The organism is Salmonella sp. 32100201201700099SM (assembly GCF_017572645.1).
GTDB classification, from domain to species: Bacteria; Pseudomonadota; Gammaproteobacteria; order Enterobacterales; family Enterobacteriaceae; genus Salmonella; species Salmonella enterica.
In genome coordinates this window covers 1-16,499 of the sequence record NZ_JAGERQ010000003.1, presented here as the reverse complement: position 1 = coordinate 16,499, position 16,499 = coordinate 1, and the positions used below count along the sequence as shown (strand labels likewise).

Annotated in this window: 15 protein-coding genes; 13 read left to right on the top strand and 2 right to left on the bottom strand. The window is 54.0% G+C overall.

Annotation, left to right across the window (positions count from 1 at the left end):
• Positions 1-3 precede the first annotated feature (3 nt).
• A complete protein-coding gene (gene rcsD, locus J4685_RS05710) occupies positions 4-2,673 on the bottom strand; it encodes a phosphotransferase RcsD (protein WP_000083205.1) in 2,670 nt (889 codons plus the stop codon).
• Between the two features lie 728 nt (positions 2,674-3,401).
• Here rcsD and J4685_RS05705 point away from each other — a divergent pair.
• The 5 genes from J4685_RS05705 (at position 3,402) to J4685_RS05685 (ending at position 9,219) form a co-directional block, all read left to right on the top strand.
• Positions 3,402-4,538: a porin OmpC gene (locus tag J4685_RS05705; protein WP_000865526.1), complete on the top strand. Its 1,137-nt coding sequence runs from the start codon at positions 3,402-3,404 to the stop codon at positions 4,536-4,538.
• A 114-nt stretch (positions 4,539-4,652) separates the two neighbouring features.
• The gene (gene apbE, locus J4685_RS05700; protein WP_000784300.1) at positions 4,653-5,705 is read left to right on the top strand and encodes an FAD:protein FMN transferase ApbE; all 1,053 of its coding nucleotides are present in this window, start codon (positions 4,653-4,655) and stop codon (positions 5,703-5,705) included.
• Positions 5,706-5,785: 80 nt separating this feature from the next.
• On the top strand, positions 5,786-6,847 hold the full coding sequence (gene ada, locus J4685_RS05695; RefSeq protein WP_000975968.1) for a bifunctional DNA-binding transcriptional regulator/O6-methylguanine-DNA methyltransferase Ada: 1,062 nt from the start codon (positions 5,786-5,788) through the stop codon (positions 6,845-6,847).
• Between the two features lie 2 nt (positions 6,848-6,849).
• Positions 6,850-7,500: a DNA oxidative demethylase AlkB gene (gene alkB, locus J4685_RS05690; protein ID WP_000885000.1), complete on the top strand. Its 651-nt coding sequence runs from the start codon at positions 6,850-6,852 to the stop codon at positions 7,498-7,500.
• A gap of 75 nt (positions 7,501-7,575) precedes the next feature.
• Positions 7,576-9,219 carry a multidrug ABC transporter permease/ATP-binding protein gene (locus tag J4685_RS05685; protein ID WP_000421583.1) on the top strand — a complete coding sequence of 548 codons (1,644 nt, stop codon included), beginning with the start codon at positions 7,576-7,578 and terminating at the stop codon, positions 9,217-9,219.
• A gap of 208 nt (positions 9,220-9,427) precedes the next feature.
• Here the strand turns inward: J4685_RS05685 and eco are convergent, their stop codons facing one another.
• Positions 9,428-9,922, bottom strand: a complete 495-nt coding sequence (eco, locus tag J4685_RS05680) for a serine protease inhibitor ecotin (RefSeq protein ID WP_011232985.1) — start codon at positions 9,920-9,922, stop codon at positions 9,428-9,430.
• Positions 9,923-10,335: 413 nt separating this feature from the next.
• Between eco and napF the strand changes: the two genes are divergently transcribed.
• The 8 genes from napF to J4685_RS05640 form a co-directional block, all read left to right on the top strand.
• Positions 10,336-10,827 (top strand): ferredoxin-type protein NapF, encoded by a 492-nt coding sequence (gene napF / locus J4685_RS05675; RefSeq protein ID WP_000228064.1) that lies wholly within the window; start codon positions 10,336-10,338, stop codon positions 10,825-10,827.
• On the top strand, positions 10,817-11,080 hold the full coding sequence (gene napD / locus J4685_RS05670; protein WP_000557387.1) for a chaperone NapD: 264 nt from the start codon (positions 10,817-10,819) through the stop codon (positions 11,078-11,080). The genes napF and napD overlap by 11 nt, the downstream gene beginning before the upstream one ends.
• Positions 11,077-13,563 (top strand): nitrate reductase catalytic subunit NapA, encoded by a 2,487-nt coding sequence (gene napA / locus J4685_RS05665; RefSeq protein WP_000778090.1) that lies wholly within the window; start codon positions 11,077-11,079, stop codon positions 13,561-13,563. The genes napD and napA overlap by 4 nt, the downstream gene beginning before the upstream one ends.
• Positions 13,564-13,569: 6 nt before the next feature.
• Positions 13,570-14,265, top strand: a complete 696-nt coding sequence (napG, locus tag J4685_RS05660; protein ID WP_000091679.1) for a ferredoxin-type protein NapG — start codon at positions 13,570-13,572, stop codon at positions 14,263-14,265.
• Complete coding sequence (gene napH / locus J4685_RS05655; RefSeq protein WP_000013534.1) at positions 14,252-15,121, top strand: quinol dehydrogenase ferredoxin subunit NapH; 870 nt, start codon at positions 14,252-14,254, stop codon at positions 15,119-15,121. The genes napG and napH overlap by 14 nt, the downstream gene beginning before the upstream one ends.
• Positions 15,122-15,236: 115 nt before the next feature.
• Entirely contained in the window at positions 15,237-15,686 is a 450-nt protein-coding gene (gene napB, locus J4685_RS05650) for a nitrate reductase cytochrome c-type subunit (protein WP_000835182.1), read from the top strand.
• Positions 15,687-15,695: 9 nt separating this feature from the next.
• Positions 15,696-16,298, top strand: a complete 603-nt coding sequence (gene napC, locus J4685_RS05645; RefSeq protein WP_000431778.1) for a cytochrome c-type protein NapC — start codon at positions 15,696-15,698, stop codon at positions 16,296-16,298.
• A gap of 20 nt (positions 16,299-16,318) precedes the next feature.
• A partial coding sequence (locus tag J4685_RS05640; protein WP_023209630.1) for an ATP-binding cassette domain-containing protein occupies positions 16,319-16,499 on the top strand: 181 nt, incomplete at its 3' end.

The window sequence follows — 16,499 nt, the reverse complement described above, 5'->3', positions numbered from 1 at the left end:
TTGCTACAGCAAGCTTTTGACGTAGGCGTCAATGTCGCTGATATATTTTTCTATACCTGGAGCATCTTTCTCACGAATCAGATGTTCCAGCGTTTCACATAACTGCTTGCCGGGTACCAGATTAAGCATGGCAAACACCCCTTTCAGGCGGTGGGCCGTTTGGGCCAACGCAGCGAAATCGCTGGTTGCCGCCTCAGTATACAACCTCTTAACATCATCCGGTACTGTGTCTACAAATAGCGCATAATAGCCGCTGGCATGAAGCTCGGCATTTTCATCTCCGCCGAGCGGGGAGGCGGGAATCTCTTCCTGCGCCAGCTGCTCTTCGATAAGTTGTAGTACAGCTTCCTGCATAGCATTGCTCATATTAAAGTTGACGCGCAACTGACCCGGGCCAATTTTCCGCACGCCTGACTCATCATCGCTTAAAAGCAAGCCCGAGGCAGTAAGATTAGACGGATTATCCGTTAAAAAGAGATCATATTCTTGACTTATCTGCCTTTCATCCGGCGTGATGCAGGTGGCGCCCCAGTTTTCTAACTGACGCAGCACAATCGCGCGAACCTCGTTGGACGTCACATCGACCATCACGCTCACGTCGTCCAGCAGGCGCTCTTCGACCTGAGTATGCTGATCGTGAGGAAGCATTTTGACATGAACGGTATAGCGCGTGCCCAGCGTTTCTCGCGCTTTAATGTTGAGATGACCGCCCAGTTTGCGCGCCAGTTGATTGCACAGCCAGAAGGTGAGCGGATTCGCTTTGCCGTAACGGTCGCCCTGCGTTTCATTCATATATGGGAAATGCAGATTATCAATCTCGTTTAACGTTACGCCTTCGCCCGTATCCAGAATACGGAAAGTCAGACGCTCCGCGATAGATTCATCCTGCTCGACTTCAAGCGTAATTTTACCCATAGCGGTCGTCGTGACGGCATACTGAATCAACAGCAGCAAAATCCGGCGCAGGGCGTCGCGATCGCCCCAGCGTTCATCGTTGCCGCTAAGATGGTTATTAATCAGCAGTTGCAGCCCTTTACGCTTAATGGCGGGCAGCACTTCCGGCACGACTTCGTCAATAAGATCCTGAAGGGAGAACAGCGTTGCTTCGCTTTTCCATGCGTCATTTTCCAGCATATTCGCCAGTTGGATTTCATCGATCATACGTACCAATACATCCGCCTGATCCGCCAGTTTCAGGCTTTCCGGCGTGGTGACTGCCGCGGCGTTAACCGCCAGTTGGCGTACGGGCTCTTTAAGCGTGTTGCTGATATTTTGCATAAAGGCGGCGCGGCCCTGCTGATTCTTCTCATACAAACGCTGAGCCTGTTTAAGCTTCTTATTCACCAGCACTTCCCGGTCCTGATCGCGAATAATAAAGATCTGCGTACGGGGGGCGATCTGGCTGCGAAACAGACGGATCTCATACAGTTCGTTGTTAATTGTCGCCTGAATCACGCCCTGATGCTGTTCCGCCATGCTGGTAATATTTTGCAGGTTAAGATGCGGCAACAGATGATCGGCGATTTTATTGCTGATCACGGTGCGGTTGCCTTCCTGATCGTAGACCAGCAGACCCAGCGGCAGCAGAGAAACGATCTCTTCATTAATGGCGCGTAAGACGCGAAGCTCGTTATTCGCCGCGTTGCCAGATGTCGATTCCGTCGTCCTTCCCGGCTGATGACGGAACGTGGCGTAGCCAAATAACGCCAACGCCAGCAGCCCGATGTTCAGCAGTAAAGGCAGCAGAATATTTTGCAACGTATCAAGCAAAAGCGTACCGAACGGTACCTGCCAGATCAGGCGCATCCCGGTAGAGTTAAGCGCTGAGGAGATCTCAATTTTTGAACCGTTAAAGCTAATCGTGACGCTATCAGGCGCTTCCTTTTCACTGCTTCGCCCCGTCGCCTGGGTTGCGTCAGGCTCTATCCGAAAACTGTCCAGCGGCATTCCCGGCGGGATTAAATCATTAATGGGCAGATCAAACGCCACCACGGTTGCCAGATGTCCTGGCTGATTGAAGGTCGTGCGCAGCGTAAAATAGTGACCGTTTTGCCAGGCCAGTTTTCGCAATGAGGAGAAACTTTCGCGCTCATCCAGCGCATTCGCCTGCTGCAACATCTCTGCCCGGCGGGAATCGACGATATTGCCAATAGTGGACTCTTTAAAGCCGGATGAGAGATCTTTCAACGGTAGGGTAGAGATAAGAATCAGGCTGTTATCCTGTCCGTTGAGATAATACATTGACCACGGCACGTTTTCCGCGCCCCACAGCGTATCCAGATAGGTTGACATACGCTGCGTCATTTCCAGCGTGGCGCTGTCATGGGAACCGAAAATCAGCGCTTCAGTTTTACGTCGCGGCTTTTCAAGATAATACACATCCTGCTTCAGACGCGTTTCCTGAAGTCCTTCACCTGTCGATGGCGTAGTGGTCGCGGCGATGTTGTCATAAATTTGCCAGGTAACATACCGCCAGGTATCCACGCGTTTATGAATAGCGTGGGTGATATCGACAATTTGATAGCTTTTGTCTTTCAACCAGGCGTTGACGGCGCTCTGTACCATAACGCCCATCGTTACCAGCAGCACAATGATCAGCAATAAGAAGAAACGGGTAATGCTTCCCGGTAGAAGGGAGAATCGGGTAGAGACCGTTGTGTCAGACTGACTCATTTATGTTTACGACCTATAAAAGCAACGCTGAAGGTGAAGGGCAGTATAAAGGGTAATGAATGAATTTCCAGACTCTTACGTCATGCCGGGCAACTTAACACGCGCTCCGTCGGCGGGACGGGAAAAGCGTACAACCTTCGCAGAACGGTACAAATATAAAGACTACTGATAAATGTTTAGCACTAAATATCAAGAAATTATTTGCTAATGTCTTACGAACGGTCGAGCAGGGGAGGGTAGTGAATAACCGTGATAGTTTTAGGCAGGTAGCATAAATCAGCCGGGTGCGTCTGAAAAAGGGTAAAAAAAACCGAATGCGAAGCATTCGGTTGAAATAGGGGTAAACAGACATTCAGAAGTGAATGACGGTAATAAATAAAGTTAATGATGATAGCGGTCACTATTTTAGTTGCGAATGAAGATTCTTTTTTATCATTCAGTGCTATGAATTTCATCAATTTAACCCGTTGATTTTAAAAGTTTCGTGAATATATTTTGTCTATTTGTGCTTATTTTTACTTGATTTTTGCTTTAAAAAAGTTCCGTAAAATTCATATTTTGAAACATCTATGTAGATAACTGTAACATCTTAAAAGTTTTAGTATCATATTCGTGTTGGATTATTCTGTATTTTTGCGGAGAATGGACTTGCCGACTGGTTAATGAGGGTTAACCAGTAAGCAGTGGCATAAAAAAGCAATAAAGGCATATAACAGAGGGTTAATAACATGAAAGTTAAAGTACTGTCCCTCCTGGTACCAGCTCTGCTGGTGGCGGGCGCAGCGAATGCGGCTGAAATTTATAATAAAGACGGCAACAAATTAGACCTGTTTGGTAAAGTTGATGGCCTGCACTACTTCTCTGACGACAAAGGCAGCGACGGCGACCAGACCTACATGCGTATCGGCTTCAAAGGCGAAACGCAGGTTAACGATCAGCTGACCGGTTATGGCCAGTGGGAATATCAGATTCAGGGCAACCAGACTGAAGGCAGCAACGACTCCTGGACGCGTGTGGCGTTTGCGGGTCTGAAATTCGCTGACGCAGGTTCCTTCGATTATGGTCGTAACTACGGCGTAACCTATGACGTGACCTCCTGGACCGACGTTCTGCCGGAGTTCGGCGGCGACACCTACGGCGCTGACAACTTTATGCAGCAGCGTGGTAACGGCTATGCCACCTACCGTAACACCGACTTCTTCGGCCTGGTGGATGGTCTGGACTTCGCGTTGCAGTATCAGGGTAAAAACGGCAGCGTGAGCGGTGAAAACACCAACGGTCGCAGCCTGCTGAACCAGAACGGCGACGGTTACGGCGGATCGCTGACTTATGCAATCGGCGAAGGCTTCTCTGTCGGTGGCGCTATCACCACGTCTAAACGTACTGCCGATCAGAACAACACCGCTAACGCTCGCCTGTATGGTAACGGCGATCGCGCCACGGTTTACACCGGCGGCCTGAAATACGATGCGAACAACATCTATCTGGCAGCGCAGTATTCTCAGACCTATAACGCAACCCGTTTTGGTACCTCTAACGGTAGCAACCCGTCCACCTCTTACGGTTTTGCCAACAAAGCGCAGAACTTTGAAGTGGTTGCTCAGTACCAGTTCGACTTTGGTCTGCGTCCGTCTGTGGCTTACCTGCAGTCTAAAGGTAAGGACATCAGCAACGGCTACGGCGCCAGCTATGGCGACCAGGACATCGTAAAATACGTTGATGTCGGCGCGACTTACTACTTCAACAAAAACATGTCCACCTATGTTGATTACAAAATCAACCTGCTGGATAAAAACGACTTTACCCGCGATGCGGGCATCAACACCGACGACATCGTAGCGCTGGGTCTGGTTTACCAGTTCTAATCAGCAAAAGATGTTGCTAAAGGGCCTGCGGGCCCTTTTTTCATGCCTTATTCCGGCGTACAAATACGACGTTTTGATATACGCTTGTGTCCATTCGAATGAGGATAAACAGCGATGAAAATGACTTTTTGCCGGGCCGTGTGTCTGGCGGCGGCTTTTTTACTTATGGGCTGCGATGAGGCTCCCGAAACGACAACAGCGTCACCTGCCGCTCAGGTGCTGGAAGGTAAAACGATGGGGACCCTCTGGCGGGTGAGCGTGATTGGCATCGATGCGAAACGCGCCGCAGAGTTACAGACTAAAATCCAGACTCAGCTTGATGCTGATGATTGGTTGCTTTCTACCTATAAAAATGACTCCGCGCTGATGCGTTTTAACCATTCACGCAGTCTTGCGCCCTGGCCGGTCAGCGAAGCCATGGCGGATATCGTGACCTCGGCGCTACGTATTGGCGCGAAGACGGATGGCGCGATGGATATCACCGTGGGCCCGCTGGTCAATCTGTGGGGGTTTGGGCCGGATCGGCAGCCGCTGCATATCCCAACACCAGCACAAATCGATGCGGCAAAAGCGAAAACAGGCCTGCAACATTTGCAGGTTATCGACAGGGCTGGACATCAGTTTTTGCAAAAAGATCTGCCGGATCTTTATGTTGATCTCTCCACGGTCGGGGAGGGCTATGCGGCGGATCACCTGGCGCGTCTGATGGAGCAGGAGGGCATTGCGCGTTATCTGGTCTCGGTGGGCGGCGCATTAAGCAGTCGCGGGATGAATGCGCAAGGGCTGCCGTGGCGCGTCGCGATTCAGAAGCCGACCGACCGGGAAAACGCGGTGCAGGCGATTGTGGATATCAACGGGCATGGCATCAGCACCTCCGGCAGCTACCGTAACTATTATGAGCTGGATGGCAAGCGCGTATCGCACGTTATCGATCCGCAAACGGGGCGCCCCATTGAACACAACCTGGTATCGGTTACGGTCATCGCGCCAACGGCGCTGGAAGCGGACGGCTGGGACACCGGCCTGATGGTGCTTGGTACGCAAAAGGCGCAAGAGGTCGTGCGGCGGGAAGGGCTGGCGGTCTTTATGATCATGAAAGAAGGTGAAGGCTTTAAAACCTGGATGTCGCCGCAGTTCAAAACGTTCCTGGTGAGCGATAAGAATTAAAACGCAAGATTACGGGTTTTTGTGGGCGGATTTACGGACACACTGCATGTAAGCAAGCACTATGCTTAATGAAGGAGTCTATGATGAAAAAAGCGTTACTTACCGATGATGAATGCTGGCTGCGGGTGCAGGCGCGCGATGCCAGCGCGGATGGGCGTTTCGTTTTTGCGGTGCGAACCACCGGCGTTTTTTGCCGCCCTTCTTGTCGCTCGAAGAGGGCGTTACGTAAAAATGTTCGCTTTTTTGCCAACGCGCAGCAGGCGCTGGACGCCGGTTTTCGCCCCTGCAAGCGCTGTCAGCCGGATAATGCGCGCGCGCAGCAACGGCGGTTGGATAAGATTGCCTGCGCCTGCCGTTTACTTGAGCAGGAGACGCCGGTAACGCTGGCGTCTCTGGCGCAGGCGGTGGCGATGAGCCCGTTTCATCTGCACCGTTTGTTTAAAGCGAGCACCGGTATGACGCCGAAAGGGTGGCAGCAGGCGTGGCGCGCCCGGCGGCTGCGTGAGGCGTTGGCGAAAGGAGAGCCGATCACGGCGGCTATTTACCGCGCCGGCTTCCCGGATAGCAGTAGCTACTACCGTCATGCCGACCAGACGCTGGGCATGACGGCAAAACAGTTTCGCAAAGGCGGCGATAATGTCTCCGTTCGCTATGCGCTGACGGACTGGGTTTACGGACGGTGCCTGGTGGCGGAGAGCGAGCGGGGGATTTGCGCGATTCTCCCCGGTGATAGCGACGACGCGCTACTGGCTGAATTACACACCCTTTTCCCGGCGGCCCGCCACGAACCTGCTGACGCGCTTTTTCAGCAACGGGTGCGGCAGGTTGTCGCGGCTATCAACACACGCGATGTGCTGCTCTCGTTGCCGCTGGATATCCAGGGAACCGCGTTTCAACAGCAGGTCTGGCAGGCGTTATGCGCAATTCCCTGCGGCGAAACCGTAAGCTATCAACAGCTTGCCGCGACTATCGGCAAACCCACGGCAGTACGCGCGGTCGCCAGCGCGTGCGGCGCGAACAAACTGGCGATGGTGATCCCGTGTCATCGGGTCGTGCGTCGCGATGGCGCGCTCTCCGGTTATCGTTGGGGCGTGCGTCGAAAAGCGCAGCTATTAAAGCGAGAAGCGCAAAAAGAGGAGTAGCAATGCTGGATCTGTTTGCTGATGAAGCGCCCTGGCAAGAGTCCCTGGCGCCTGGCGCGGTGGTGTTGCGCCGCTTTGCGTTTCGCGCGGCGCAGTCGCTATTAGACGATATCGGGTTTGTCGCCAGTCAGTCACCGTTTCGTCAGATGGTGACGCCGGGCGGCTATACCATGTCGGTGGCGATGACCAACTGCGGCGCGTTAGGGTGGACCACCGATCGTCACGGTTATTGTTATGCCGTGCGCGATCCGTTGACCGATAAACCCTGGCCTGCGCTGCCGTTATCGTTTGCCAGCGTATGTCGTCAGGCGGCAATCGCGGCAGGGTATGCGAGCTTCCAACCGGACGCCTGCCTGATCAATCGCTACGCGCCCGGCGCAAAACTGTCGCTGCATCAGGATAAAGACGAGCCGGATCTGCGCGCGCCTATTATCTCAGTTTCGTTGGGGGTGCCGGCGGTTTTTCAGTTTGGCGGCCTGCGTCGCAGCGACCCGATCCAGCGGATCTTACTGGAGCATGGCGATATCGTGGTCTGGGGCGGCGAGTCCCGGCTGTTTTATCATGGTATCCAGCCGCTTAAAGCGGGCTTTCATCCCATGACCGGTGAATTTCGTTACAATCTCACCTTCCGTCAGGCGGCTGAAAAAGAATAAAAATAAGAATTATTATTGCTGTGCAGATGGAGTTAGTTAAACTGCGGGCTGTTATTATCGGTCCGGGTTGTAAGCATGGAACTTCTTATTCTTGTCTGGCGGCAGTACCGCTGGCCATTTATTAGCGTGATGGCGCTGAGTCTCGCCAGCGCGGCGCTGGGGATTGGCCTGATCGCGTTTATCAATCAGCGCCTGATTGAAACGGTGGACACCACCGTCATGGTGCTGCCGGAATTTCTCGGCCTGCTCCTGTTGCTAATGGTCGTCACATTAGGTTCCCAACTGGCGCTCACCACTCTGGGACACCATTTCGTTTACCGCCTGCGCAGCGAATTTATCAAGCGCATTCTGGATACGCACGTTGAACGTATTGAGCAACTGGGCAGCGCCTCTTTACTGGCCGGTCTGACCAGCGATATTCGCAATATTACTATCGCCTTTGTGCGTCTGCCTGAGCTGGTGCAGGGTATTATCCTCACCGTCGGCTCGGCGGCGTATCTGGCGATGCTATCGACAAAAATGCTGCTGGTTACGGCTATCTGGATGGCGGTCACTATCTGGGGCGGATTTGTGCTGGTGGCGCGGGTTTACCAGCATATGGCGACCCTGCGCGAGACCGAAGATAAGCTGTACAACGACTATCAGACGGTGCTGGAAGGACGCAAAGAGCTGACGCTAAACCGCGAGCGTGCGGAGCAGATTTTTCAGCAATGCTATATCCCGGACGCCAAAGAGTACCGTCATCACATTATCCGTGCCGATACTTTTCATCTGAGCGCCGTCAACTGGTCGAATATCATGATGCTGGGGGCGATAGGCCTGGTCTTCTGGATGGCGAATAGTCTCGGCTGGGCGGATACTAACGTCGCGGCGACCTATTCATTGACGTTGCTGTTCCTGCGCACGCCGCTGCTGTCTGCGGTGGGGGCGTTGCCAACGCTACTGACCGCCCAGATGGCGTTTAATAAACTGAATAAATTCGCGCTCGCCCCGTATAAGCCTGATTTTCCACAGCCGAAAGCCTTTCCCGACTGGAAGACGCTGGAGCTGCGCAACGTGGTTTTCCACTATCAGGATAACGCGTTTTCCGTGGGGCCCATCAACCTGACGATTCACCGCGGCGAACTGCTGTTTTTAATTGGCGGCAACGGTAGCGGGAAATCGACGCTGGCCATGTTATTGACCGGTTTATACCAGCCGCAATCGGGAACGATTTTACTTGACGGTCAACCTATTGCCGCCGGACAGCCGGAAGATTATCGCAAACTGTTTTCTGCGGTGTTCACCGATGTGTGGTTATTCGACCGCCTGCTGGGGCCGCAGGGGAAACCCGCCAATCCCGCGCTGGTCGAAAAGTGGCTTGAGCACCTGAAAATGACGCACAAGCTGGAGCTAAACGACGGGCGCATTTTGAATCTTAAACTGTCGAAAGGGCAAAAAAAGCGCATTGCGCTGCTGCTGGCGCTGGCGGAAGAGCGCGATATTATTTTGCTGGATGAGTGGGCCGCCGATCAGGACCCGCATTTCCGCCGGGAATTTTATCAGGTACTATTGCCGTTAATGCAGGAAATGGGCAAAACCATTTTCGCCATCAGCCATGATGATCACTATTTTATTCACGCCGATCGTCTGCTTGAAATGCGTAACGGACAGCTAACCGAACTCACCGGCGACGAACGTGACGCCGCTTCGCGTGATGTGGTTGCGCGTACTGCGTAATGGATTATGGCGCCGGATAAACCGCCTGATGGCAGCCCTACGTCCGCACGCGGGTAGGCCTGATAAGATGCCACGCGTCGCCACCAGGCATCGGGGTATTTTTTGCTGCGGGCGAGCGGGTTTCCAGACGTGTTTTAAAAAGAACCCCGGAGCGCTGTGTGAGTCGGCGTGTTCAGATGCCCGGTAAGTGTGACCGGGCAGCGTAACATCATCGCGCGACGGCGTTCTGTACGTTAGCGTCCGCTTTCCAGATGCGGTATTTCACGTCCACATTCGCCGGGGTATACACCACGATCGGCAGCTTGCTGTTGTAGCGCACCATCCCGTCTTCACCCAGCCAGGCGGTGACGAATTTTTGCTCTTTCTTACCGTCAGGGCAGGCCATCATGGTTGATACCGGAGAGGTGACGTTATCAAAGACATAATAGTCATAGCCCCAGCCTTCCAGCGTTTTTGTTTCCAGCGTGCCGCCGAGGCGATGCTGGTTACAATCCACATTCAGCGTTTGGCCAATCAACAGTTCCACTTTGAGGGTAGATTCATCCTGCTGAGGGGTAAGGGTTATCACTTGCCGCTTCATTCCTTTTTCCGCCTGCGGATAGGGGGCGATTTTTTCCAGCGGCTGGGCGGTATCGCCATTGTTAGCCCAGGCAGAGGCGCTGGCGAGGGCGGCGAAGACGACGGCAGGGACAAACATCTTCATTTGATTGTTCACAGTATTTCCTTTCTGCTGTTTTCAGTATTCACTGACAACAGATTAACACATTCATATTATCTATTAATCTGTATTTACTCATATTTTCAAGATTATTAATAAAATAGCGTCTTTTTATATAGTGGAATATTCTGGTATTGATAATGTAAATGAAATTATCAGCTATTAGTGGTTTTCGTTATATAAATATCTATATAACTCATTGAAATGTGAGAAAAAGCACGTTTACGGGTCTTTACCCGGCACTCTTTTGATCCGGCAACAGCATTTACCTCTATCGGGGTATGCATCTCTTACACATCCTGAAATATCTTATTTACAAAAATAACTACTCATAAATTGTACGGTTTTTATTGGCATTCACTCCCTATGGAAGCGTGTCGTTATGGAAGGGCGATATCATGGTTGATTTATCCCGTCGAAGCATGTTGACCGGCAGTTGGCGCAACGCCAGTAATGGGATTCTTCCGCCGTGGGCCAGAGAAACGACCTATTTTCTCGCACATTGTCTGCGTTGCGACGCCTGCATCCAGGCGTGTGAGGCCGACATCCTGCAGCGAGGGGCGGGGGGATATCCGAGCGTAGATTTCAAACGGGGCGAGTGCAGCTTTTGTTATGCCTGTGCGCAGGCCTGTCCCGAATCTCTCTTTCTTCCGCGCCACACCAGGGCCTGGGATTTAATTTTTACACTCACGGAAAACTGCCTCGCCAGGCAATCGGTTGAATGCCATCGTTGCCAGGACAGTTGTGAACCTATGGCCATTACCTTTCGCCCCACGTTATCCGGTATTTACCAGCCGCAGCTTGACTCGCAGGCCTGTAACGGATGCGGGGCGTGTGTGGCTATCTGTCCCGTGTCAGCCATCAAAGCGGAGAACCACCATGCACACTAACTGGCAGGTCTGTAGCCTGGTCGTGCAGGCCAAAAGTCAGAACATCGCCGCCATTGGCACACAATTGAACACGTTGCCGGGTTGCGAAGTCGCGTTAAGCGACGTTGAAAGCGGGCAACTGATCGTGGTGGCGGAAGCAGATCAGAGTGAAACGCTGATGCAAACAATTGAGTCAGTACGCAATGTTGAGGGCGTGCTGGCGGTGTCGCTGGTTTATCACCAGCAGGATGAGCAAGGTGAGGAAACACCATGAAACTCAGTCGTCGTAGCTTTATGAAAGCTAACGCCGTTGCGGCCGCTGCGGCGGCTGCCGGTCTGAGCGTGCCGGGCGTCGCCCGCGCCGTTGTCGGGCAGCAGGAAGCCATCAAATGGGATAAAGCGCCGTGCCGTTTTTGCGGAACGGGTTGCGGTGTGTTGGTGGGAACGCAGCAGGGCCGTGTGGTCGCCTGCCAGGGCGACCCCGACGCGCCGGTCAACCGTGGTCTGAACTGCATTAAAGGCTACTTCCTGCCCAAAATCATGTACGGTAAAGATCGTCTGACGCAGCCGATGCTGCGCATGAAAGACGGCAGCTATCACAAAGACGGCGAGTTTACGCCGGTGAGCTGGGAACAGGCCTTCGATGTGATGGAAGAGAAGTTTAAAACCGCCCTGAAAGAGAAAGGACCAGAAGCGATCGGCATGTTTGGATCGGGTCAATGGACCATCTGGGAAGGCTATGCCGCCGCGAAACTGTTCAAGGCTGGTTTCCGCTCTAACAACATCGACCCGAACGCGCGTCACTGCATGGCCTCGGCGGTGGTGGGCTTTATGCGCACCTTTGGCATGGATGAACCGATGGGCTGCTACGACGATATTGAGCAGGCCGATGCGTTTGTGCTGTGGGGGTCCAACATGGCGGAGATGCACCCGATTTTATGGTCGCGCATCACTAACCGCCGTTTGTCCGACCCGAATGTGAAAGTCGCTGTCCTCTCCACCTTCCAGCACCGTAGCTTTGAGCTGGCGGACAACGGTATTGTCTTTACCCCGCAAAGCGATCTGGTGATCCTTAACTATATCGCGAATTACATTATTCAGAACAACGCGGTAAATCAGGATTTCTTCACAAAGCATGTGAATCTGCGTAAAGGGGCGACGGATATCGGCTACGGCTTACGCCCGACGCACCCGCTGGAAAAAGCGGCGAAGAATCCGGGCTCCGACGCTTCCGAGCCGATGAGCTTCGACGAGTATAAAGCCTTCGTGGCGGAATATACGTTGGACAAGACTGCTGAAATGACCGGCGTGCCGAAAGATCAACTGGAACAGTTGGCACAGCTCTACGCCGATCCGAATAAGCGCGTGATCTCTTACTGGACGATGGGTTTTAACCAGCATACCCGCGGCGTGTGGGCGAATAACCTGGTTTACAACCTCCATCTGCTGACCGGAAAAATCTCCCAGCCTGGCTGCGGTCCTTTCTCGCTGACCGGCCAGCCTTCCGCCTGCGGTACGGCGCGTGAAGTGGGAACCTTCTCACACCGTCTGCCCGCAGACATGGTCGTGACGAACGAAAAACACCGTGATATCTGCGAAAAACACTGGCAGATCCCCGCTGGCACTATCCCGGCAAAAGTGGGTTTACACGCGGTGGCGCAGGATCGCGCGTTGAAAGACGGCAAGCTGAACGTCTACTGGGTAATGTGTAATAACAATATGCAGGCCGGGCCGAACATCAATGAAGATCGGATGCCGGGCTGGCGCGATCCGCGTAACTTTATCATTGTCTCCGATCCTTACCCGACGGTGAGCGCGCTGTCTGCTGATCTGATCCTGCCGACCGCCATGTGGGTTGAGAAAGAAGGCGCTTACGGCAACGCCGAACGCCGCACGCAGTTCTGGCGTCAGCAAATTAAAGCGCCGGGCGAAGCCAAATCCGACCTCTGGCAACTGGTGCAGTTCTCCCGTCGTTTTAAAACCGAGGAGGTCTGGCCGGAGGCGTTGTTGGCCCAGAAGCCGGAGCTGCGCGGCAAAACACTGTATGACGTTCTATTCGCCACGCCTGCGGTCAGCAAATTCCCGCTGAGCGAGCTGAAAGAAGATCAGTTAAACGATGAGTCTCGTGAGCTGGGCTTCTATCTGCAAAAAGGGCTATTTGAAGAATACGCCTGGTTTGGACGTGGCCACGGTCACGATCTGGCGCCGTTCGACGATTACCACAACGCGCGCGGTCTGCGCTGGCCGGTCGTCGAAGGCAAAGAGACGCAATGGCGTTACAGCGAAGGCAACGACCCGTATGTAAAAGCGGGGGAAGGGTACAAATTCTACGGTAAACCGGATGGCAAAGCGGTGATCTTCGCGCTGCCATTTGAACCCGCGGCGGAGTCGCCGGACAACGAGTACGATCTGTGGCTTTCCACCGGTCGCGTACTGGAACACTGGCATACCGGCAGTATGACGCGCCGCGTGCCTGAATTGCATCGCGCCTTCCCGGAAGCGGTGGTCTTTATTCACCCACTGGATGCGAAAGCGCGCGATCTGCGTCGCGGGGATAAGGTTAAAGTGTCGTCCCGCCGCGGCGAAGTGATTTCGATTGTCGAAACGCGTGGACGTAACCGTCCGCCGCAGGGACTGGTGTATATGCCGTTCTTCGATGCCGCTCAGCTAGTGAACAACCTGACGCTGGATGCGACGGATCCGCTCTCTAAAGAGACGGACTTCAAGAAGTGCGCCGTTAAGCTGGCGAAGGTGTAACGCGTTATGTCCCGTACAGCGAAACCCCAAAATGGCCGCCGCCGCTTTCTGCGTGATGTTGTGCGCACTGCAGGCGGGCTGGCGGCGGTTGGCGTGGCGCTGGGCTTGCAACAGCAAACCGCGCGCGCAACGGGCGTTCGGCTGCGTCCGCCTGGCGCGCTGAATGAAAATGTCTTCGCCAGCGCCTGTGTGCGCTGCGGGCAGTGCGTTCAGGCGTGTCCATACGACACGCTAAAACTGGCGACGCTGGCCTCCGGGCTATCGGCAGGTACGCCCTATTTCGTCGCTCGCGACATCCCCTGCGAAATGTGTGAAGACATTCCGTGCGCCAAAGTCTGCCCCAGCGGGGCGCTGAATAAAGATATCGCCTCCATTGATGACTCGCGTATGGGGCTGGCGGTGCTGCTGGATCAGGAAAACTGCCTCAACTTTCAGGGGCTGCGCTGCGACGTTTGTTACCGCGAATGCCCGAAAATCGATGAGGCCATCACGCTGGAGCTGGATCGCAACATGCGTACCGGCAAACATGCGCGCTTTCTGCCCACCGTACACAGCGATGCCTGTACCGGCTGCGGCAAATGCGAAAAAGTCTGCGTACTGGAGCAACCAGCGATAAAAGTGTTGCCGTTGTCATTGGCGAAAGGGGAGTTAGGACACCATTACCGCTTCGGCTGGCTGGAGGGGAAAGATGGCAAATCGTAAACGCGACGCCGGGCGAGAAGCGCGGGCGAAAAAAGGCTGGTGGCGTAGCCATCGTTGGCTGGTGTTACGCCGTATCAGCCAGTTTATGGTGCTGGGGATGTTTCTCAGCGGCCCGTGGCTGGGCTTTTGGGTTTTGCATGGCAACTACAGCAGTAGTTTGCTGTTCGATACCCTCCCGTTGACCGATCCGCTGATTACCCTGGAAAGTCTCGCCAGTGGACATCTTCCCGCTACCGTGGCGCTGACGGGAGCAGTGATTATCACTGTGCTGTATGCGCTGGCGGGAAAGCGATTATTTTGCAGTTGGGTTTGCCCGCTAAACCCCGTTACCGATTTGGCTAACTGGATGCGCAGGAAATTTGACCTGAACCAGTCGGCGACGATTCCACGCCATATACGGTACGTCCTTCTGGTGGTGGTGTTAATCGGTTCGGCGTTGACCGGCACGTTGCTATGGGAATGGATTAATCCCGTGTCGCTGTTAGGTCGTAGTCTGATTATGGGATTTAGTAGCGGCGCGTTGCTGGTTATTGCTTTGTTTTTATTTGATTTATTAGTCGTTGAGCACGGTTGGTGCGGCCATATATGCCCGATGGGCGCGCTGTATGGCGTGCTGGGCAGTAAAGGCGTAGTGACCGTGACGGCCAAAAAACGTGAAAAATGTAATCGCTGTATGGATTGTTTTCATGTTTGCCCGGAACCGCATGTGCTACGTGCGCCGGTGCTGGATGAGCAAAGCCTGGCGCAGGTCACCCACCGCGACTGCATGACCTGCGGCCGCTGCGTGGATGTCTGTTCTGAGGATGTTTTTACAATAACGATACGCAACATCATTCGGGATGCATCGCGGCGGTAAGCGAGGAAATCCCCGGGAGCATAGATAACGATGTGACTGGGATTTTCGAGCGCAGCCAACAAAGAGGCAGCTCGAAGGATGAAGTGTAAATGCGATGGAGTTCGGGAGCGAAACAATGAAAAGCCATGACCTGATGAAAGCGCTGTGTCAATGGATGGCCACGCTTGCCCTGGTGGTAAGTGGTGCGGTTTGGGCGGCAAACGGAGTGGATCTGAGCCAGTCGCCGGAAGTATCCGGGACGCAGGAAGGGGCGATTCGTATGCCGAAAGAGCAGGAACGTATGCCGCTAAATTACGTCAACCAGCCGCCGATGATCCCGCACAGCGTCGAGGGCTACCAGGTGACGACCAATACCAACCGCTGTCTGCAATGCCACGGCGTGGAAAGTTATCGTACGACGGGCGCGCCGCGTATCAGCCCGACGCACTTTATGGACAGTGACGGTAAAGTGTCGGGCAACGTCGCGCCGCGTCGTTATTTCTGCCTGCAGTGCCACGTACCGCAGTCTGATACCGCGCCGATTATCGACAATACCTTTACCCCCTCGCAAGGTTACGGGAAATAAGAGGTCATTATGGAAAATTCTAACCGTAAACCCGGCTGGATAAAGCGCGTCTGGCGATGGTGGCGCAGCCCCAGCCGCCTGGCGTTGGGGACGCTGTTGTTAATCGGTTTTATCGGCGGCATCATCTTCTGGGGCGGTTTCAATACCGGCATGGAAAAGGCTAACACCGAAGAGTTTTGTATTAGCTGCCATGAAATGCGCAACACGGTGTATGAGGAGTACATGGAAACCGTCCACTACAACAACCGTAGTGGCGTTCGTGCCACCTGTCCTGACTGCCATGTGCCGCATGAGTGGGGGCCGAAGATGATCCGTAAGATCAAAGCCAGTAAAGAGCTGTATGCGAAGGTATTTGGGCTGATAGATACACCGCAGAAATTTGAAGCTCATCGCCTGACAATGGCACAAAATGAGTGGCGGCGCATGAAAGACAACAACTCGCAGGAATGCCGTAACTGCCACAATTTCGACTTTATGGATCTGACCGCGCAAAAAGGCGTCGCGGCGAAAATGCACGATCAGGCGGTAAAAGACGGACAGACCTGTATCGATTGCCACAAAGGGATCGCGCATAAACTGCCGGATATGCGTGATGTTAAACCAGGTTTCTGACAGGACGTTGATGAGTGGGAATGCTTGAAGCCAGAGATCTGTACTGCGAGCGGGACGAGAGGACGCTGTTTCGCGGGCTGTCGTTCACCGTGGACGCCGGGGAGTGGGTGCAGGTCACCGGCGGCAACGGCGCCGGAAAAACCACCCTGCTGCGCCTGCTGACCGGGCTGGCGCGCCCGGACGGCGGCGAGGTGTACTGGC

Coding starts and splice junctions, on each gene's coding strand:
- napC (WP_000431778.1), top strand. CDS start 15,696: ATGGAAAATTCTAACCGTAAACCCGGCTGGATAAAGCGCGTCTGGCGA.
- napH (WP_000013534.1), top strand. CDS start 14,252: ATGGCAAATCGTAAACGCGACGCCGGGCGAGAAGCGCGGGCGAAAAAA.
- ada (WP_000975968.1), top strand. CDS start 5,786: ATGATGAAAAAAGCGTTACTTACCGATGATGAATGCTGGCTGCGGGTG.
- alkB (WP_000885000.1), top strand. CDS start 6,850: ATGCTGGATCTGTTTGCTGATGAAGCGCCCTGGCAAGAGTCCCTGGCG.
- rcsD (WP_000083205.1), bottom strand. CDS start 2,673: ATGAGTCAGTCTGACACAACGGTCTCTACCCGATTCTCCCTTCTACCG.
- napG (WP_000091679.1), top strand. CDS start 13,570: ATGTCCCGTACAGCGAAACCCCAAAATGGCCGCCGCCGCTTTCTGCGT.
- J4685_RS05685 (WP_000421583.1), top strand. CDS start 7,576: ATGGAACTTCTTATTCTTGTCTGGCGGCAGTACCGCTGGCCATTTATT.
- apbE (WP_000784300.1), top strand. CDS start 4,653: ATGAAAATGACTTTTTGCCGGGCCGTGTGTCTGGCGGCGGCTTTTTTA.
- napF (WP_000228064.1), top strand. CDS start 10,336: ATGGTTGATTTATCCCGTCGAAGCATGTTGACCGGCAGTTGGCGCAAC.
- napA (WP_000778090.1), top strand. CDS start 11,077: ATGAAACTCAGTCGTCGTAGCTTTATGAAAGCTAACGCCGTTGCGGCC.
- J4685_RS05705 (WP_000865526.1), top strand. CDS start 3,402: ATGAAAGTTAAAGTACTGTCCCTCCTGGTACCAGCTCTGCTGGTGGCG.
- napB (WP_000835182.1), top strand. CDS start 15,237: ATGAAAAGCCATGACCTGATGAAAGCGCTGTGTCAATGGATGGCCACG.
- eco (WP_011232985.1), bottom strand. CDS start 9,922: ATGAAGATGTTTGTCCCTGCCGTCGTCTTCGCCGCCCTCGCCAGCGCC.
- napD (WP_000557387.1), top strand. CDS start 10,817: ATGCACACTAACTGGCAGGTCTGTAGCCTGGTCGTGCAGGCCAAAAGT.